General features: G+C 53.3%; 14 protein-coding genes. 8 read left to right on the top strand and 6 right to left on the bottom strand.

Translation table 11 applies throughout. From position 1 onward, the window contains the following. Positions 1–61: 61 nt before the first annotated feature. From infA to trxB, 5 genes are all read right to left on the bottom strand, one after another. Positions 62–280 carry a translation initiation factor IF-1 gene (gene infA / locus HV311_RS16325; protein ID WP_002211347.1) on the bottom strand — a complete coding sequence of 73 codons (219 nt, stop codon included), beginning with the start codon at positions 278–280 and terminating at the stop codon, positions 62–64. A gap of 285 nt (positions 281–565) precedes the next feature. Next, entirely contained in the window at positions 566–1,270 is a 705-nt protein-coding gene (aat, locus tag HV311_RS16315) for a leucyl/phenylalanyl-tRNA--protein transferase (RefSeq protein ID WP_019076385.1), read from the bottom strand. A 44-nt stretch (positions 1,271–1,314) separates the two neighbouring features. Then, positions 1,315–3,036 (bottom strand): heme ABC transporter ATP-binding protein/permease CydC, encoded by a 1,722-nt coding sequence (cydC, locus tag HV311_RS16310; RefSeq protein ID WP_191220180.1) that lies wholly within the window; start codon positions 3,034–3,036, stop codon positions 1,315–1,317. Next, the gene (cydD, locus tag HV311_RS16305; RefSeq protein ID WP_047359392.1) at positions 3,037–4,803 is read right to left on the bottom strand and encodes a heme ABC transporter permease/ATP-binding protein CydD; all 1,767 of its coding nucleotides are present in this window, start codon (positions 4,801–4,803) and stop codon (positions 3,037–3,039) included. Between the two features lie 114 nt (positions 4,804–4,917). Continuing rightward, complete coding sequence (gene trxB, locus HV311_RS16300) at positions 4,918–5,886, bottom strand: thioredoxin-disulfide reductase (protein ID WP_016152427.1); 969 nt, start codon at positions 5,884–5,886, stop codon at positions 4,918–4,920. Positions 5,887–6,433: 547 nt separating this feature from the next. Between trxB and lrp the strand changes: the two genes are divergently transcribed. The 8 genes from lrp to HV311_RS16260 all read left to right on the top strand — a co-directional run bounded on the left by lrp (position 6,434) and on the right by HV311_RS16260 (position 18,526). After that, the gene (lrp, locus tag HV311_RS16295; protein ID WP_002439523.1) at positions 6,434–6,928 is read left to right on the top strand and encodes a leucine-responsive transcriptional regulator Lrp; all 495 of its coding nucleotides are present in this window, start codon (positions 6,434–6,436) and stop codon (positions 6,926–6,928) included. Positions 6,929–7,062: 134 nt separating this feature from the next. Next, on the top strand, positions 7,063–10,890 hold the full coding sequence (gene ftsK / locus HV311_RS16290; RefSeq protein ID WP_191220179.1) for a DNA translocase FtsK: 3,828 nt from the start codon (positions 7,063–7,065) through the stop codon (positions 10,888–10,890). Between the two features lie 111 nt (positions 10,891–11,001). Next, positions 11,002–11,613 carry an outer membrane lipoprotein chaperone LolA gene (gene lolA, locus HV311_RS16285; RefSeq protein WP_003831898.1) on the top strand — a complete coding sequence of 204 codons (612 nt, stop codon included), beginning with the start codon at positions 11,002–11,004 and terminating at the stop codon, positions 11,611–11,613. A gap of 10 nt (positions 11,614–11,623) precedes the next feature. Next, a complete protein-coding gene (gene rarA, locus HV311_RS16280) occupies positions 11,624–12,967 on the top strand; it encodes a replication-associated recombination protein RarA (protein ID WP_016152429.1) in 1,344 nt (447 codons plus the stop codon). Between the two features lie 92 nt (positions 12,968–13,059). Next, positions 13,060–14,352 (top strand): serine--tRNA ligase, encoded by a 1,293-nt coding sequence (gene serS, locus HV311_RS16275; protein WP_003831902.1) that lies wholly within the window; start codon positions 13,060–13,062, stop codon positions 14,350–14,352. Positions 14,353–14,588: 236 nt separating this feature from the next. Further along, positions 14,589–17,033 (top strand): dimethylsulfoxide reductase subunit A, encoded by a 2,445-nt coding sequence (dmsA, locus tag HV311_RS16270; protein WP_049269642.1) that lies wholly within the window; start codon positions 14,589–14,591, stop codon positions 17,031–17,033. 10 nt (positions 17,034–17,043) lie between these two features. Then, positions 17,044–17,661 (top strand): DMSO/selenate family reductase complex B subunit, encoded by a 618-nt coding sequence (locus tag HV311_RS16265; protein ID WP_003035741.1) that lies wholly within the window; start codon positions 17,044–17,046, stop codon positions 17,659–17,661. Position 17,662: 1 nt separating this feature from the next. Beyond that, positions 17,663–18,526, top strand: coding sequence for a dimethyl sulfoxide reductase anchor subunit family protein (locus tag HV311_RS16260; protein ID WP_016152432.1), 864 nt, complete (start codon positions 17,663–17,665; stop codon positions 18,524–18,526). A gap of 29 nt (positions 18,527–18,555) precedes the next feature. Here the strand turns inward: HV311_RS16260 and ycaC are convergent, their stop codons facing one another. After that, on the bottom strand, positions 18,556–19,182 hold the full coding sequence (gene ycaC, locus HV311_RS16255; RefSeq protein WP_191220178.1) for an isochorismate family cysteine hydrolase YcaC: 627 nt from the start codon (positions 19,180–19,182) through the stop codon (positions 18,556–18,558). Positions 19,183–19,348: the final 166 nt, after the last annotated feature.

Genomic DNA, 19,348 nt, shown 5'->3' with positions numbered 1-19,348 from the left:
CAAAAAAGGCCGGTTAAACCGACCTTTTATTATCTGGACGCCATTCGGGCGTTAAAAACAATCAGCGACTACGGAAGACAATGCGGCCTTTGCTCAGGTCGTACGGGGTCAGCTCAACAGTCACTTTGTCGCCCGTCAGGATGCGGATATAGTTTTTACGCATTTTACCGGAGATGTGTGCAGTAACCACGTGACCGTTTTCTAACTCTACGCGGAACATGGTATTAGGTAACGTATCGAGAACGGTACCCTGCATTTCAATATTGTCTTCTTTGGCCATCTAATCCTCTGGGGTATCACTACCGTAATTTGAACCGGCAAGATAATGCCGAAGTTCTTTTAATAAGTAAAGATTTGTGCGTTTAAAACACAGCAAATCGGGTTTGGCGCATTACTCTATCCACACACGGCAAAGCCGCACTTAAAGCGCAACGTGTAAGGGAACGAGGAGATAAACGATAGGCGTTGCCTGACGCGAACTGTTCCTTAACGGCGGCGGGGTAATGGGCTAAACCAACTCTGCGCGACAATTATAACACCCCGACAAAAAATGTGCCGAAAACATTCACTCCTGAGGTGAAAATAACGTCCTGGGAATCCAGAAATGGCTCGGTAGCCGCTGCTGGCGCAGTCTGCTCAGGTGCTCAAGGTACTCCCGACGCGGTGTTTCGACGGCGCCCAGCGAGGCTGTGTGGCTATTTAATACCTGGCAGTCGATTAATTTTCCGCCCTGACGGATAAATTCAGCGCAAAAAACAAGCAGTGCGGTTTTCGACGCATTTTCCTGACGGCTGAACATCGATTCGCCACAAAACAGCGTACCTTGCGCCACGCCATACATACCGCCCACTAATTCATTTTGTCGCCACACCTCAATTGAGTGGGCATGCCCCAGTTCGTGCAGCCGATGGTAAGCCTCCACCACATCATGCGTTATCCAGGTGCCTTCTTCCCGGTCATTCGCGCAGCCTTCAATCACCTGACCAAACGCGTAATTGAGCGTCACGCGATAAGGCGAATTTTTATGAAAGCGTTTCATGCTGCGGCTGAGGTGAAATTTCTCGGGCCAAAGAATGGCGCGCGGATCGGGCGACCACCAAAGGATGGGGTCGCCAGGTGAAAACCATGGGAAAATACCACGCTGATAAGCCATCAGCAGGCGGGCAGGGCTGAGATCGCCGCCAAGCGCCAATAAACCGTTAGGCTCGCGTAAAGCGCCTTCCGGTGACGGGAAGGCTATGGAATGGCGGGACAGTTGCACCAGGCGCATGACAGCGAAACTCCACTACGCGAGTTTGATCGTTCAATAATAGCTTACAGACGTTGCTTAAACTGGTAATAACGCCCCTGCCTGGCTAACAGATCTGCGTGATTACCTTGCTCAATAATTTGTCCGTTGTCCATTACTATTATTTGATCAAAACGTGACAGCCCACGCAGACGATGTGTAACCATTAATACGGTTTTGTTGCGCATGACATCGCTAATTAATTCAAGCATTTGACTTTCCGTTGTGGCATCCAACCCTTCGGTGGGTTCATCCAGCAGCATCAGCGGAGCATCGTGCAATAAGGCGCGGGCGATAGCCAGACGACGGAGCTCGCCGCCAGAAAGCTGACGACCGCCTTCGCCCAGCCATGCGTTGAGTCCATCATCCTCAAGCAGTTTGTCCAGACCGACGCGGCACAACATCGCGGCTAATGCGTCATCGCCGGCGTGCGGTGCCGCCAGCAACAGGTTATCGCGAAGCGTAGCGCTGAACAGATGCACGCGTTGTGGCACGACGCTGATACTCTGGCGCAGCGTGGCTTCACTAAGGGTCGCAATTTGCTGTTCGTTAATCAGGATCTCGCCACTCTGCGGATCCCATGCGCGGGTTAGCAATTGCAATAACGTTGACTTACCACAGCCGGTGCGACCGAGAATCGCAATGTGTTCACCGGGGTTGGCCTGCAGGGAAAGTGTATCGAGCGCCTTTTGCGCCTGTCCTGGATAGCTGAATGACACATCGCGTAGCGTAAGGGTTACCTGCTCTGAAACCGAGGAACCCGCATCCGGGAAGGTCACTTCTGGCTGCTGTTCGGTCAGTTCGGTGATGCGCAGCGCAGAGGCAATAACCTGGCCGAGATGCTGAAACGCGCCGGTGACAGGCGCTAACGCTTCGAACGCGGCTAGTGCACAGAAGACAAACAGCGCGATCAGTGCGCCTGGCTGGGTGTTACCGCCCACGCCGCCTGAGGCCATCCATAGCATCATAATCACTGCCAGCGCGCCAACTAACAGCATGACCGCCTGCGACAACGCCGTTAATTCAGATTGGCGTCGCTGGGCTTCGTGCCATTGCAGCTCGGTGGCTTCCATTTGAGCGCGGTAGCGTTCACTGGCGCCAAAAATGGTCAATTCAGCCTGGCCCTGTAGCCACGAGGTTAACTGCTGACGATATTGCCCACGCAGATGCGTCAGACTTTGTCCGGTGCTTTTGCCTGCCTGATAAAAGAGTGGGGGCAGAATAAATAAGGTAAGCAGCATAATACCGCCGAGGGTGATAGCCAGCGTGAAATCGAGAACGCTTAGACCCAGCGTGACCACCATGATGACCACAAAAGCCCCCACCAGCGGGGAGATCACGCGCAAGTACAGATGATCGAGCGTGTCGACATCAGCCACCACGCGGTTAAGTAATTCACCCTGTCCATAACGGGACAGGCCCGCAGGGGAGAGCGGCAGCAGTTTGCTGAAGGTATAAATACGCAAATGCTGCAGCACACGGAATGTTGCGTCATGGCTGACCAGTCGTTCGAAATAACGCCCCGCGGTGCGGGTGATCGCCGCGCCGCGTACGCCTGCGGCAGGGAGCATATAGTTAAAGCTGTAAATCCCGGTGACGCCAACCATTGCAGAAGCCGACAGGAACCACCCTGAAAGCGTCAGTAAGCCAATACTTGCCAGCAGCGTGACGATCGCCAGAACGATCCCCAGCGTTAACATCCATTTGTGACGTTTATACAGTGTCAGATAAGGTAGCAAAGCGCGCATTTAGATGTCCTCCTGACGATGAGCCAGTAATGTCGCAAAAGCCCCGTTGGCTGAGCTAAGTTCGGTCCAGGTACCTTGTTCAACGATCTGTCCGTCCTGCATCACCCAAATAGCGTCCCAGTCGGCAAGATCTTCCAACTGGTGCGTCACCATCAGCGTGGTCTGGCGGCGAGATGCCGCGTTCAACGCCTGCATCACGCGTTGTTCGCTGTGCGCATCAAGGCTGGCGGCGGGTTCGTCCAGCAGCAGTAACTGACAAGGATTGAGTAAGGCGCGAGCGACGGCAACGCGCTGCGCTTGCCCGACGGAAAGTCGGGCCGCCTGATCGCCTACTGGCGTATCCACGCCCTGCGGCAGCAGCGGTAAAAACTCGCTGACCCAGGCGCTGTCGAGTGCGGCTTGTAGCTGTTCTTCGCTGGCATCGGGGCGAGCCAGCAGAACGTTTTCGCGTAACGTGGCGGCAGGAAGCTGCGGATTTTGCCCGACCCATGACAGCTGTTTACGCCAGGAATCAGGTGACAGGTCGCGAAGTTCAAAGCCGTTAATTCGCAGCGATCCCCGATAAGAGAGGAAACCGGACAGGACATTAAGCAGCGAACTTTTACCGGAACCGCTGCGTCCAACCAGCACCGCGCGTTGACCGGCTGCCAGGGTAAAGTTGAGCGGGCCGGCCAGCACTTTACCTTCCGGCGAAGTGATAATCAGATCGTGTGCCTCAATTGAAACGGCGTCTTTCGTCGCCAGCTCAATGTCGCCACGCTCTGGATGAGCCAGCGGGGTTTCCATGAAAGTTTTCAGACTATCAGCTGCACCAACGGCTTGCGCTTTGGCGTGATAAAACGTGCCCAGATCGCGCAGGGGCTGGAAAAACTCCGGCGCCAGAATGAGCGCGAGGAAGCCTGCTGCCAGCGTGACGCCCGTCCCGTAGTGGCCGAAATCGAGCTCTCCGAGGTAGGAAAAACCGAAGTAAACCGCCACCAGCGCAATAGACAGAGAGGTAAAGAACTCAAGGACACCGGATGACAGGAACGCCAGGCGCAGGACTTCCATGGTGCGCTGGCGGAAATCTTGCGACGCAGCGCGGATGCTTTCCGTTTCGGCTTCACCGCGACCAAATATTCTTAGCGTTTCCATGCCCCGCAGACGATCGAGGAAATGACCGCTGAGGCGGGCAAGAGCCTGAAAATTGCGGCGGTTAGCATCGGCAGCGCCCATACCGACCATTGCCATAAATAACGGGATCAGCGGGGCTGTTCCGAGCAGAATAAGAGCGGCTACCCAGTTTGACGGGAATACCGCCGCCACAATCAATAATGGGACGCATACGGCCAGCGCCATTTGCGGCAGATAACGTGCATAGTAATCATGCATATCGTCAATCTGTTCCAGGATCAGCGTGGCCCAGCTCCCGGCCGGTTTGCCCTGTATCCAGGCCGGACCAGCCTGTTGCAGACGGTCAAGCACCTGGCGGCGAATTTCAAAGCGAATATGTTGCCCTGCGTGAAACCCGACCCGTTCGCGTAACCAGACGACCCATGCCCGCAGGATGAAAATCAATACCAGCACGATGAACGGAAGCAGCAGCGCCTCTCGGGGAATATTGGCCATGATCATGTGGTCCAGAATGCGGGCCATGAGCCAGGCCTGAGCGACGATTAACAGACCACTCACGAACCCCAACAGGCGTGAAATGTTCAGCCATCGTTGGGAAATTACACTTTGCTGTTTTAACCAGCGGGTCAGCTCTTTTTGACGGGTTTTATTCATTGCACGCTTAGCAGGTGAGTTATTGGAATTTTTGGGCAGGGCAATGTTACAACGAGGCAAAAATAAAGGCGACTTATAGTCGCCTTTTTTACTTTTGTTACTGATTTGTAAAACTTATTTGCAAGCGTCCGCCAGACCGTCGAGATAACGTTCTGCATCGAGTGCGGCCATACAGCCCGTGCCCGCAGAGGTGATCGCCTGGCGATAAATATGATCCATCACGTCACCGGCTGCGAAGACCCCCGGAATGCTGGTTTGTGTGGCATTACCGTGAATACCGGACTGAACTTTGATGTAGCCGTTTTCCAGTTCAAGCTGACCGTCGAAAATGGCGGTATTCGGGCTGTGACCGATAGCGACAAACAATCCGGCAACGTCAAGTGACTCCACATTGTCAGTGTTTTGCGTATCGCGCAGGCGCAGCCCGGTTACGCCCATTTGATCGCCGGTTACTTCTTCCAGCGTGCGGTGGGTGTGCAGCACGATGTTGCCGTTTTCAACTTTATCCATCAAACGCTTGATGAGAATTTTCTCAGCGCGGAAACTGTCGCGACGGTGAATCAAATGCACTTCAGATGCGATATTCGCCAGATACAGCGCTTCTTCAACCGCAGTGTTGCCACCGCCAATCACCGCAACTTTTTGGTTACGGTAGAAGAAACCGTCGCAGGTTGCGCAGGCGGAAACGCCGCGGCCTTTGAATGCTTCTTCTGAAGGCAGGCCCAGGTAACGTGCTGATGCGCCGGTAGCGATGATCAGTGCGTCACAGGTGTACTCTCCGCTATCGCCGGTCAGACGGAAAGGGCGGTTTTGCAGATCAACTTTGCTGATGTGATCAAAAATGATTTCTGTATCAAATTTGGTCGCATGTTCGTGCATACGCTCCATCAGCAGCGGGCCAGTGAGATCGTGCGGATCGCCAGGCCAGTTTTCCACTTCTGTTGTTGTGGTCAGTTGACCACCTTTTTCCATACCGGTAATCAGTACCGGTTGCAGGTTAGCGCGTGCAGCGTAGACCGCAGCGGTATATCCCGCAGGGCCTGAGCCCAGAATAAGAAGTTTACTGTGTTTGGTTGCGCCCATGAGATCCCCATTGTTGTTGGCAGGCAATGAGCAGGATTGTAGGGAATTTACAGGCGTAAAAAAAGAGTATGGCGATTTTGTTAACAATTTGTGTAATAGCAGAAACCGATGAGCGGGGGAATAAGTCGTAATACTATAACGATTTCTACTAAAAATCGGTCAGTTATAAGGTGATAAAATGACGATTTTCCATCACTGCGAATGAATAACTGGCATGTTGTACTAAAAATCGATGTTTTGCTTTGACAATCACCTGCTGTTTTGCGAAAACAGTCAAGGAAGAAAAAAAATGTGTCATGTATGTGCTGCATAATCATGCATGTAGATACCATGTTTACCGTGTTAGCGAAATCTACGCATGGTGTGGACAGATGCCATTCGTGATGTCGATAGCCGCCGACAGGCAACGGTCTTCTCACCATAAGCCCAGGCATTACAAACCGAAAATCCCTCTGGGTTGCGGTTTATTTTGATGGGTAGCGACTCTGAACAGTGATGTTGGTAGAGTCAGGCAGGAGTAGGGAAGGAATACAGAGAGACAATAATAATGGTAGATAGTAAGAAGCGCCCTGGCAAAGATCTCGACCGTATCGATCGTAACATTCTTAATGAGCTGCAAAAGGATGGGCGTATTTCTAACGTCGAGCTTTCTAAACGTGTGGGACTTTCACCAACGCCCTGCCTTGAGCGTGTGCGTCGGTTGGAAAGACAGGGTTTTATTCAGGGCTATACAGCGCTGTTAAACCCGCATTATCTGGATGCATCACTTCTGGTTTTTGTTGAGATTACTCTGAATCGTGGCGCCCCGGATGTGTTTGAGCAATTTAACTCTGCAGTACAAAAACTTGAAGAAATTCAAGAGTGTCATTTGGTTTCCGGTGATTTCGACTATTTGTTGAAAACACGCGTACCGGATATGTCGGCGTACCGTAAGCTGTTGGGGGAAACCCTGCTGCGTCTGCCTGGCGTGAATGACACACGTACTTATGTCGTAATGGAAGAAGTCAAACAGAGCAATCGTCTGGTAATTAAGACGCGCTAACACGGAACAGGTGCAAAATCGACGCAGTTTGATTACACTCCTGTTAATCCATACAGCAACAGTGCCGGGGCAACCCGGTGCTGTTGTCCGTTTTAGCATCGGGCAGGAAAAGCCTGAAACCTGGAGAGCCGTTTTTGAGCCAGGAATACACTGAAGACAAAGACGTCACATTGACGAAGTTAAGCAGCGGGCGCCGACTCCTGGAAGCGCTACTGATCCTTATTGCCCTTTTTGCCGTCTGGTTGATGGCTGCCTTACTCAGCTTTAACCCTTCGGATCCCAGTTGGTCGCAAACCGCGTGGCACGAACCTATCCATAATCTGGGGGGAATACCCGGAGCATGGCTGGCAGACACACTGTTCTTTATTTTTGGCGTCATGGCCTACACCATTCCCGTCATCATTGTCGGCGGCTGCTGGTTTGCATGGCGACACCAGGCCAGCGACGAATACGTCGATTATTTTGCCGTTTCGCTGCGTATTATTGGCGTTCTGGCGCTGATCCTTACCTCCTGCGGGCTTGCCGCAATCAATGCCGATGACATCTGGTATTTCGCCTCTGGCGGCGTGATCGGCAGCCTGCTCAGCACCACGTTGCAACCATTACTGCACAGTAGCGGCGGTACGCTGACGCTATTGTGCATTTGGGCTGCGGGATTAACGCTGTTTACCGGCTGGTCATGGGTGAGCATTGCGGAAAAACTGGGCGGCTGGTTACTCAATATCCTGACGTTTGCCAGCAACCGTACCCGCCGCGACGATACCTGGGTCGATGACGAAGAATATGAAGATGAAGATGAGTCTTTCGACGCCGCTGATGGCAAACCTCATGAATCGCGTCGGGCGCGTATTCTGCGCGGTGCGTTAGCGCGCCGTAAGCGTCTGGCGGAGAAATTTACCAACCCGCTTGGCCGTCATACTGATGCCGCGCTGTTTTCCGGCAAACGCATGGATGATGAAGACGAAATTGAATACAGCGCTCGTGGCGTGGTTGCCGATCCTAACGATGTGCTGTTCTCCGGTAATCGTGCGACGCTGCCTGAATATGACGAACTTGACCCACTGCTGAATGGTCATTCGGTGACAGAGCCAGTTGCCGCCGCAGCGGCAGCGACAACGGCAGCTCAGGCCTGGAGCGCACCGGTTGATCCGCTGCTGCAAACATCGCCAGTGACCAATACCGTTATGGAGCAACCGGCCCCAGCCGTAGCCTGGCAAGCCGTGCCTGGCCCGCAAACCGGTGATGCGGTGATTGCGCCAGCGCCTGAGGGTTATCCTCAGCCAGCCCACTACGCACAGCCACCAGTGCAGCAGCAGTATGAACCATGGCAGCAGCCGGTTGTGGAAGAAAGTCCGCAGCCGCAGGGATTTACCGCGGAGCACAACTGGCAGCCGGAACCTGCTTATCAGCCGGATCCCGTGCAGCAACCTGTTTATCAGCCGGAATCAACCTTTCAACAAAACGCCGCGTTCCAGCAGCCTGCGATTGAACAACCGCCTGTAGTGGAACCAGAACCGGTGGTTGAAGAGGTTAAACCGACTCGTCCGCCACTCTACTATTTTGAAGAAGTTGAAGAGAAACGTGCACGTGAGCGCGAGCAACTGGCCGCCTGGTATCAGCCGATTCCAGAGCCTGCTCAGGAGCCTGAACGTGTTAAGCCGTCTATGCCGACGGCAGCATCCATACCGCCCGTTGAATCAGTTGCTGCCGTTGCGCCGCTGGCCGCCGGGGTGAAAAACGCCGCTTTAGGGGCGGGTGCGGCTGCCGCAGCACCTGTCTTTAGTCTTGCGGGTAGCGGTGCGCCGCGTCCACAGGTGAAAGAGGGGATTGGTCCGCAGTTACCGCGTCCGAATCGTGTGCGCGTGCCTACTCGTCGGGAGCTGGCGTCGTATGGCATAAAACTGCCGTCACAACGTATGGCTGAAGAGAAAGCGCGCGAAGAGCATCTTGATACAGATGCGTACAGTGACGAAGAAATTGACGCAATGCAGCAAGATGAGCTGGCGCGTCAGTTCGCCCAGTCGCAGCAGCACCGCTATGGCGAGGAGTATCAGGATGATGCCAGTCAGACTGATGATGATTCAGCCGCAGAAGCAGAACTGGCTCGCCAGTTTGCCTCTTCCCAGCAGCAGCGCTATTCCGGTGAACAGCCTGCCGGAGCGAATCCGTTCTCGCTTGATGACTTTGAATTTTCGCCAATGAAAACGCTGGTGGATGATGGTCCGCATGAGCCGCTATTTACTCCAGGCGTAATGCCGGAGCCTGCGCCGCAGTACCAGCAGCCTGTCGCACCGCAGCAGCATTACCAGCAGCCAGCGCAGCCTGTCGCACCGCAGCAGCATTATCAGCAGCCAGCGCAGCCTGTCGCACCACAACAGCATTACCAGCAACCGGCGCAGCCTGTTACAGCGCCGCCGCAGGATAGCCTGATCCATCCGCTCCTGATGCGTAATGGCGACAGTCGTCCGGCGCACCGTCCAAGTACGCCGCTGCCATCGTTGGATCTGCTCACGCCGCCGCCGAGTGAGGTTGAGCCGATAGATACTTTCGCTCTGGAGCAAATGGCTCGTCTGGTGGAGGCTCGTCTGGCGGACTTCCGCATTAAAGCCGATGTGGTGAACTACTCACCTGGTCCGGTTATTACCCGCTTTGAGCTTAATCTTGCGCCTGGAGTTAAAGCGGCGCGTATTTCCAACCTGTCGCGAGATCTGGCGCGTTCATTGTCGACCGCAGCGGTACGCGTGGTCGAGGTCATTCCGGGCAAACCGTATGTCGGGCTGGAGTTACCCAACAAAAAACGTCAAACCGTTTATCTGCGCGAAGTGTTGGATAACGCCAAATTCCGTGATAACTCATCTCCGCTGACCGTGGTACTGGGTAAAGATATTGCGGGCGAACCCGTGGTTGCCGATCTGGCGAAAATGCCGCACTTGCTGGTGGCAGGGACAACCGGTTCCGGTAAGTCGGTTGGGGTGAACGCCATGATCCTCAGCATGTTATACAAGGCGCAGCCGGAAGACGTTCGCTTTATCATGATTGACCCGAAAATGCTGGAACTGTCGGTTTATGAAGGCATTCCGCATTTGCTGACTGAAGTTGTGACCGACATGAAAGATGCTGCCAACGCCCTGCGCTGGAGCGTCAATGAAATGGAACGTCGCTACAAGCTGATGTCGGCGCTTGGCGTGCGTAACCTTGCCGGTTATAACGAAAAAATTGCTGAAGCCGCCCGTATGGGACGTCCGATTCCGGACCCGTACTGGAAGCCGGGCGACAGTATGGATGTTCAGCATCCGGTGCTGGAAAAACTGCCGTATATTGTTGTGCTGGTGGATGAATTCGCCGACCTGATGATGACCGTGGGTAAAAAGGTGGAAGAACTGATTGCTCGTCTGGCGCAAAAAGCGCGTGCGGCGGGGATCCACCTGGTGCTGGCGACCCAGCGACCGTCGGTTGACGTTATCACTGGTCTGATTAAAGCGAACATCCCAACGCGTATCGCCTTTACCGTGTCCAGTAAAATTGACTCGCGTACCATCCTTGACCAGGGCGGAGCGGAATCGCTGTTGGGTATGGGTGACATGCTTTATTCCGCACCAAACTCAACGATCCCTGTGCGTGTACACGGCGCCTTTGTACGTGATGAAGAAGTTCACGCTGTGGTTCAGGACTGGAAAGCGCGCGGTCGTCCACAATACGTTGACGGCATAACGTCTGACAGCGAAAGCGAAGGCGGCGGTGGCGGCTTTGATGGTGGCGAAGAGTTGGATCCGCTGTTCGATCAGGCGGTAAACTTTGTCACCCAGAAACGCAAAGCCTCAATCTCCGGCGTCCAGCGTCAGTTCCGTATCGGTTACAACCGAGCGGCGCGTATCATCGAACAGATGGAAGCGCAGGGAATTGTCAGCGAGCAAGGGCATAATGGTAATCGTGAAGTGCTGGCTCCACCGCCCTTCGAATGATTGCAAAGTTAAGTAATTCAGTATTTTCTACTTTCCTCATGCTGATTTTTGGCCTGAAATGGATAGCAGAGGGATCTCCCCGTTGGGAGTGACGTATTTTGAGGAATAACAATGAAAAGAATCGCAATCACCTGTGCATTATTGTCGAGCTTTGTGGTGAGCAGCGTCTGGGCAGATGCTGCCAGCGACCTGAAAAGCCGCCTGGATAAAGTCAGTAGCTTCCATGCCAGTTTTACTCAGAAGGTCACGGACGGTAGCGGTGCGGCGGTGCAGGAAGGTCAGGGTGACTTATGGGTTAAACGTCCTAATCTGTTTAACTGGCATATGACGCAGCCTGACGAGAGCATCCTGGTTTCCGATGGTAAAACGCTGTGGTTCTTTAACCCGTTTGTTGAGCAGGCGACTGCGACATGGCTGAAAGATGCCACGGGCAACACACCGTTCATGCTGATTGCGCGTAACCAGGCCAGCGACTGGCAGCAGTACAATATTAAGCAAAATGGCGATGATTTCGTGCTGACGCCAAAAACCAGCAGCGGTAACCTTAAGCAGTTTACTATCAATGTTGGGCGTGACGGGACGATCCACCAGTTCAGCGCCGTTGAACAAGACGATCAGCGCAGCAGCTATCAGCTGAAATCTCAGCAGAATGGTGCGATTGAACCCTCTAAATTCACCTTTACCCCGCCGCAAGGTGTAACGGTTGACGATCAACGTAAGTAGAGGCGTGTGAGTGAGCAATCTGTCGCTCGACTTTTCTGATAATACTTTTCAGCCGCTGGCCGCGCGTATGCGGCCAGAAAATTTAGCGCAGTATATCGGCCAGCAGCACCTGCTGGCTGCTGGCAAACCCTTGCCGCGCGCTATCGAGGCCGGGCATCTGCACTCCATGATTTTATGGGGACCGCCGGGGACCGGGAAAACGACGCTTGCCGAAGTTATTGCCCGTTACGCCAACGCCGATGTCGAACGAATTTCGGCAGTTACGTCTGGCGTTAAAGAAATTCGTGAAGCGATTGAGCGTGCGCGTCAGAACCGTAACGCGGGTCGACGCACGATCCTGTTCGTGGACGAAGTTCACCGTTTTAATAAAAGCCAACAGGATGCGTTTTTACCGCATATTGAAGACGGTACCATTACGTTTATTGGCGCCACCACTGAAAACCCCTCGTTTGAGCTCAACTCGGCGCTGTTGTCGCGTGCACGCGTTTATCTACTGAAATCGTTAACTTCCGACGACATTGAACAGGTGCTGGACCAGGCGATGTCAGACAAAGCGCGTGGTTATGGCGGCCAGGATATTGTTCTGCCGCCAGAAACGCGTCGGGCTATTGCCGAGCTGGTTAATGGTGACGCGCGGCGGGCGCTGAATACGCTGGAAATGATGGCCGATATGGCCGAAGTTGATGATTCCGGCAAGCGCGTATTGAAACCAGAATTGCTCACCGAAATTGCCGGTGAACGTAGTGCGCGTTTCGATAATAAAGGCGATCGTTTTTACGATCTCATCTCCGCATTACACAAGTCGGTACGTGGAAGCGCCCCAGATGCGGCGCTTTATTGGTATGCGCGAATTATTACCGCTGGTGGCGATCCGCTGTACGTTGCCCGTCGCTGTCTGGCGATTGCCTCAGAAGATGTCGGCAATGCCGATCCCCGCGCCATGCAGGTGGCGATTTCCGCATGGGACTGTTTTACCCGCGTGGGACCCGCGGAAGGCGAACGCGCGATTGCTCAGGCGATTGTTTATCTGGCCTGTGCGCCGAAGAGTAATGCGGTTTACACCGCCTTCAAAGCCGCGCTGTCTGATGCCCGCGAACGTCCGGATTACGACGTGCCGGTTCACCTGCGCAATGCGCCGACTAAGCTGATGAAAGAGATGGGCTACGGTCAGGAGTATCGTTATGCCCATGATGAGCCTAATGCCTATGCCGCCGGAGAAGAGTACTTCCCGCAGGAAATGGCACAAACGCGCTATTATCGCCCCACAAACAGAGGTCTTGAAGGCAAGATTGGCGAAAAGCTCGCCTGGCTCGCCGGACAGGATCAAAATAGCCCTATAAAACGCTACCGTTAGTGTTATCGTTGCGGTAATGTTGTCTCTGTATCCCTGTGACCGCAGGCTGTGGTCACTTTCTCCTATTTTAATTCGATAAGCACAGGATAAGCATGCTCGATCCCAATCTGCTGCGTAATGAGCCAGACGCAGTCGCAGAAAAACTGGCAAGCCGGGGCTTTAAGCTGGATGTAGATAAGCTACGCGCTCTTGAAGAGCGTCGTAAAGTTCTGCAGGTACAAACTGAAAACCTGCAGGCAGAGCGTAACTCGCGATCGAAATCCATCGGCCAGGCAAAAGCGCGCGGGGAAGATATCGAGTCTTTACGTCTGGAAGTGAACAAACTGGGCGAAGAGCTGGATGCCGCGAAAGCTGAACTTGATACCTTACAGGCCGAGATCCGCGACATTGCGCTGACTATTCCTAACCTGCCAGCGGACGACGTTCCGGTGGGTAAAGATGAAAATGACAACGTCGAAGTCAGCCGCTGGGGTACTCCGCGTGAGTTTGATTTCGAAGTGCGCGATCACGTTACCCTGGGTGAAATGCACACGGGTCTAGATTTCGCCGCGGCGGTTAAGCTGACCGGCTCTCGTTTTGTTGTTATGAAAGGGCAGATTGCGCGTATGCACCGTGCGCTGTCTCAGTTCATGCTGGATCTGCATACTGAACAGCATGGCTATAGCGAAAACTACGTCCCGTATCTGGTTAACCATGACACGCTGTACGGTACAGGCCAACTGCCGAAATTCGCTGGCGATCTGTTCCATACCCGTCCGCTGGATGAAGAAGCTGATAGCAGCAACTATGCGCTGATCCCAACGGCAGAAGTTCCGCTGACCAACCTGGTGCGCGACGAGATCATCGATGAAGATGCGCTGCCGATCAAAATGACTGCGCATACGCCGTGCTTCCGTTCTGAAGCAGGTTCTTACGGTCGTGACACGCGTGGTCTGATCCGTATGCACCAGTTCGATAAAGTTGAGATGGTGCAGATTGTTCGCCCGGAAGATTCGATGGACGCGCTGGAAGAGATGACCGGCCATGCCGAGAAGGTCCTGCAACTACTGGGGCTGCCGTATCGCAAAATCATCCTGTGCACTGGCGACATGGGCTTCGGCGCATGCAAAACTTACGATCTGGAAGTGTGGATCCCGGCGCAGAACACCTATCGCGAAATCTCCTCTTGCTCCAACGTGTGGGATTTCCAGGCTCGTCGTATGCAGGCGCGTTGCCGCAGCAAATCCGACAAAAAGACTCGTTTAGTGCATACTCTGAACGGTTCCGGTCTGGCGGTTGGGCGTACGCTGGTTGCGGTAATGGAAAACTATCAGCAGGCTGATGGCCGCATTCAGGTTCCGGAAGTATTACGTCCGTACATGAATGGCCTGGAATTCATCGGTTAAGCTACCTTTCTCTGCTAAAAAAGCGCCTCAGGGCGCTTTTTTTATGCCCGCTTGACGTCGGACAATAACGACTACTCCCATAGGGGTAATACTGACTTCGAATGAAAGTCAGTATTTTTCTCTGTCTTTTAGCAAATTCAGTTTCTACCAGCCTGTATATCGATATTAACGTTATATAAAAAACTATACATCGAATATTTGTATTTTGTTTATTGTGAGCAGCAGAGTGAGCCACTATGAAAACTAAGATCCCCGATGCCGTGCTGGCAGCTGAGGTTAGTCGCCGCGGTTTGGTGAAAACGACGGCGATAGGCGGACTGGCGGTGGCCAGTAGCGCGTTTACCCTGCCATTTACCCGTATTGCAAATGCTGCAGAAGCCCTTAATCCGACACCGATTAATGAGAAAGTGATCTGGAGCGCGTGTACGGTAAACTGCGGCAGCCGCTGCCCGCTGCGTATGCATGTGGTCGACGGTGAAATAAAGTATGTCGAAACCGACAACACCGGCGATGACAACTATGACGGTCTGCACCAGGTACGCGCCTGTCTGCGTGGTCGATCCATGCGTCGCCGAGTCTATAATCCCGATCGTCTGAAATACCCGATGAAACGCGTTGGTAAGCGTGGCGAAGGAAAATTTGAGCGCATCAGTTGGGATGAAGCCTACGACATCATTGCCAGCAATATGCAGCGTCTTATCAAAGACTACGGCAATGAGTCTATCTACCTGAACTACGGTACCGGTACGCTGGGTGGCACTATGACGCGCTCGTGGCCGCCGGGTAAAACGCTGGTGGCACGGTTGATGAACTGCTGCGGCGGCTATCTTAATCACTACGGTGACTACTCTTCAGCGCAAATCGCTGCCGGGTTGAACTATACCTACGGCGGCTGGGCTGACGGTAACAGCCCGTCCGACATTGAAAACAGCAAGCTGGTGGTTCTGTTCGGTAATAACCCTGGTGAAACCCGTATGAGCGGGGGTGGGGTAACCTATTACCTTGAACAGGCGCGACAGAAATCCAATGCCCGCATGATCATTATCGATCCCCGTTATACGGATACCGGTGCGGGGCGTGAAGATGAATGGATCCCGATCCGTCCTGGTACTGATGCGGCGCTGGTCAATGGTCTGGCGTATGTCCTGATCACCGAAAACATGGTTGACCAACCGTTCCTCGACAAATATTGCGTGGGTTACGACGAGAAAACCTTACCGGCCGACGCACCGAAGAACGGTCACTATAAGGCGTATATTCTTGGGCAGGGTAAGGACGGCATTGCCAAGACCCCGGAGTGGGCGGCGCAGATTACCGGTATTCCCGCTGAACGTATCGTCAAACTGGCGCGTGAAATAGGTAGCGCTAAACCGGCATACATCAGCCAGGGGTGGGGACCGCAGCGTCATGCTAACGGTGAAATAGCGACCCGCGCCATTTCTATGCTCGCTATCCTGACCGGTAACGTTGGGATCAACGGCGGCAACAGCGGGGCGCGTGAGGGCTCATACAGTTTGCCGTTTGAGCGTATGCCAACGCTGGAAAACCCTGTTGAAACCAGCATCTCGATGTTCATGTGGACGGACGCGATTGAGCGAGGCCCGGAGATGACGGCCCTGCGTGACGGCGTACGCGGCAAAGACAAGCTCGATGTTCCTATTAAGATGATCTGGAACTATGCCGGTAACTGTCTGATTAACCAACACTCTGATATTAACCGCACGCATGAAATCCTCCAGGACGAGAAGAAGTGCGAGATGATCGTCGTCATCGACTGTCATATGACTTCCTCGGCGAAATACGCAGACATTTTGCTGCCGGACTGCACTGCCTCCGAACAGATGGATTTTGCGCTGGATGCCTCATGCGGGAACATGTCCTATGTGATTTTCACCGATCAGGCGATCAAACCACGCTTCGAATGCAAGACTATCTACCAGATGACCAGCGAGCTGGCGAAGCGCCTTGGCGTTGAGCAGCAGTTTACAGAAGGTCGTACTCAGGAAGAGTGGATGCGCCATCTGTATGAGCAGTCGCGCAAAGCGATTCCTGAACTGCCTACATTTGAAGAATTCCGTCAGCAAGGGATCTTTAAACAGCGCGATCCGCAAGGACATCATGTGGCGTACAAGGCATTCCGTGAGGATCCTAAAGCCAATCCTCTGACCACGCCGTCAGGTAAGATCGAAATTTATTCGCAGCAGCTTGCCGAGATCGCGGCAACCTGGGAACTGCCGGAAGGTGATGTAATCGATCCGCTACCGATTTATACCCCAGGCTTTGAAAGCTTAAACGATCCGCTGGTGGAGAAATTCCCTTTGCAGCTGACCGGCTTCCACTATAAGTCTCGCGTTCACTCGACCTATGGCAACGTCGATGTCCTGAAAGCATCCTGCCGCCAGGAAATGTGGATCAACCCGATGGATGCGCAGCGACGCGGTATTAACAACGGCGACAAGGTACGTATCTTTAACGATCGTGGTGAAGTGCATATCGAGGCGAAAGTGACGCCACGTATGATGCCTGGCGTGGTGGCATTGGGCGAAGGGGCCTGGTATGACCCGGATGCAAAACGCGTGGATCAGGGCGGTTGCATTAACGTCCTGACGACCCAGCGTCCGTCTCCTCTCGCAAAGGGGAATCCGTCACACACGAACCTTGTTCAGGTTGAAAAGGCGTAAGGAGTAACCGATGACAACCCAGTATGGATTTTTTATTGATTCCAGCCGTTGCACCGGTTGCAAAACCTGCGAACTGGCCTGCAAAGATTTCAAAAATTTAACCCCGGAAGTCAGCTTCCGCCGCATTTATGAATACGCAGGCGGCGACTGGCAGGAGGACAACGGTGTCTGGCATCAGAACGTCTTTGCTTATTACCTCTCCATTGCGTGTAACCACTGTGAAGATCCGGCCTGTACCAAGGTTTGTCCGAGCGGCGCGATGCACAAACGTGAAGATGGTTTTGTCGTTGTCGACGAAGATGTTTGCATTGGCTGCCGGTATTGCCACATGGCCTGTCCTTACGGCGCGCCACAGTACAATGCTGAAAAAGGGCATATGACTAAATGTGATGGCTGCCATGAGCGCGTCGCTGAAGGCAAAAAACCTATCTGCGTGGAGTCCTGCCCACTGCGTGCGCTGGATTTTGGTCCGATTGAAGAGCTGCGCAAAAAACACGGTACTTTGGCTGCGGTAGCGCCACTGCCGGGCGCGCACTTTACCAAACCAAGTATTGTCATCAAACCTAACGCCAATAGCCGCCCGACAGGGGATACTACAGGTTATCTGGCCAATCCGAAGGAGGTGTAAGATGGGAAGTGGATGGCATGAATGGCCGCTGATGATCTTCACTGTCTTCGGACAGTGTGTAGTTGGTGGCTTTATCGTTCTGGCGCTGGCGTTGATGAAAGGGGACTTACGCCCTGAATCGCAGCAGCGCGTGATTGCCTGCATGTTCGGGCTGTGGGTATTAATGGGCATTGGCTTTATTGCTTCTATGCTCCACCTGGGCTCACCGATGCGCGCCTTTAACTCACTCAATCGTGTAGGGTCTTCTGCGTTGAGTAATGAAATTGCCAGCGGCTCAATCTTCTTTGCCGTTGGCGGCATCGGCTGGCTGCTGGCAACGTTAAAAAAAATGTCGCCCGTATTACGCAATCTGTGGTTAGTTGTCACCATGGTACTGGGCGTGGTTTTTGTCTGGATGATGGTGCGCGTGTATAACACCATCGATACCGTACCGACCTGGTACAGCATCTGGACGCCGCTGGGCTTCTTCCTGACGATGTTTATGGGCGGTCCGCTGCTGGGATATCTGTTGCTGAGAATTGCTGGCGTGGACGGTTGGGCGATGCGCCTGTTGCCGGCTATTTCAGTGCTTGCTCTGGTCGTGAGCGCCATCATGTCTGTAATGCAGGGGGCTGAACTGGCGACGATCCACAGTTCCATTCAACAGGCGTCTGCGCTGGTTCCGGATTACGGCTCGCTGATGGCGTGGCGGATTGTCGCTCTGGCATTAGCGTTGTGCTGCTGGATTGTACCGCAAGTGAAAGGCTACCAGCCTGCAGTTCCGCTGCTTTCCGTCGCGTTTATTCTGCTGTTAGTCGGCGAGTTGATTGGTCGTGGCGTGTTCTACGGTCTGCATATGACCGTCGGTATGGCGGTTGCCAGCTAAATGACAAACCGGGGCATAGCCCCGGTTTTTTACTTCTGTTTAGTTAACGTGTCGTAGCTGGTTATCAGATTGCGATAATCAGGAATGTGATTAGAGAACAGCGTTGCCAGACCTTCGATATCGTTGCGCCAGTCGCGATGCAACTCACATGCGACACCAAACCATGTCATCAGTTGAGCACCGGCCTGGGACATCCGATCCCATGCTGAATGGCGAGTAATTTCATTAAACGTACCCGACGCATCGGTTACGACAAAGACATCAAAACCTTCTTCAATAGCCGAGAGCGCAGGGAAAGCAACGCAAACTTCCGTCACGACACCGGCAATAATCAGCTGTTTTTTACCGGTCGCTTTCACTGCTTTCACGAAATCTTCGTTATCCCACGCGTTAATGTTTCCGGGGCGAGCAATATAAGGCGCATCGGGAAATTGAGCTTTCAGTTCCGGTACCAGTGGCCCGTTTGGTCCTGTCTCGAAACTGGTTGTCAGAATGGTTGGGAGTTTGAAGTATTTTGCTAAGTCGCCGAGGGCAAGCACGTTGTTTTTAAATTTATCGGGATCGATATCCCGAACCAGAGAGAGCAGGCCAGCCTGATGGTCGACCAGCAGTACTGCCGCATTATCTTTATCAAGTCTTACGTAAGGTTTAGTCATGATATTTCTCCTGTTCTGCATCAGTGGGGGAAATTTGATGAGTTTAAGTCTACAGAAAGAACGATATATGGATTAGATACCTAAATAAGAACTCACTGTTCTATTTTGAAGACAATGCAGATCTGCATCCCGCATAGAGTTTAGTAAGAAATAAAAGTAAGGGGAG

Source organism: Citrobacter sp. RHBSTW-00881, assembly GCF_013728515.1.
GTDB lineage: Bacteria > Pseudomonadota > Gammaproteobacteria > Enterobacterales > Enterobacteriaceae > Citrobacter > Citrobacter braakii.
This window is presented reverse-complemented; position numbering and strand designations above follow the sequence as displayed.

Bases quoted from the DNA above. Each gene is read 5' to 3' on its own strand.
- infA (WP_002211347.1), bottom strand. From the start codon at position 280: ATGGCCAAAGAAGACAATATTGAAATGCAGGGTACCGTTCTCGATACG.
- aat (WP_019076385.1), bottom strand. From the start codon at position 1,270: ATGCGCCTGGTGCAACTGTCCCGCCATTCCATAGCCTTCCCGTCACCG.
- cydC (WP_191220180.1), bottom strand. From the start codon at position 3,036: ATGCGCGCTTTGCTACCTTATCTGACACTGTATAAACGTCACAAATGG.
- cydD (WP_047359392.1), bottom strand. From the start codon at position 4,803: ATGAATAAAACCCGTCAAAAAGAGCTGACCCGCTGGTTAAAACAGCAA.
- trxB (WP_016152427.1), bottom strand. From the start codon at position 5,886: ATGGGCGCAACCAAACACAGTAAACTTCTTATTCTGGGCTCAGGCCCT.
- lrp (WP_002439523.1), top strand. From the start codon at position 6,434: ATGGTAGATAGTAAGAAGCGCCCTGGCAAAGATCTCGACCGTATCGAT.
- lolA (WP_003831898.1), top strand. From the start codon at position 11,002: ATGAAAAGAATCGCAATCACCTGTGCATTATTGTCGAGCTTTGTGGTG.
- serS (WP_003831902.1), top strand. From the start codon at position 13,060: ATGCTCGATCCCAATCTGCTGCGTAATGAGCCAGACGCAGTCGCAGAA.
- dmsA (WP_049269642.1), top strand. From the start codon at position 14,589: ATGAAAACTAAGATCCCCGATGCCGTGCTGGCAGCTGAGGTTAGTCGC.
- HV311_RS16265 (WP_003035741.1), top strand. From the start codon at position 17,044: ATGACAACCCAGTATGGATTTTTTATTGATTCCAGCCGTTGCACCGGT.
- HV311_RS16260 (WP_016152432.1), top strand. From the start codon at position 17,663: ATGGGAAGTGGATGGCATGAATGGCCGCTGATGATCTTCACTGTCTTC.
- ycaC (WP_191220178.1), bottom strand. From the start codon at position 19,182: ATGACTAAACCTTACGTAAGACTTGATAAAGATAATGCGGCAGTACTG.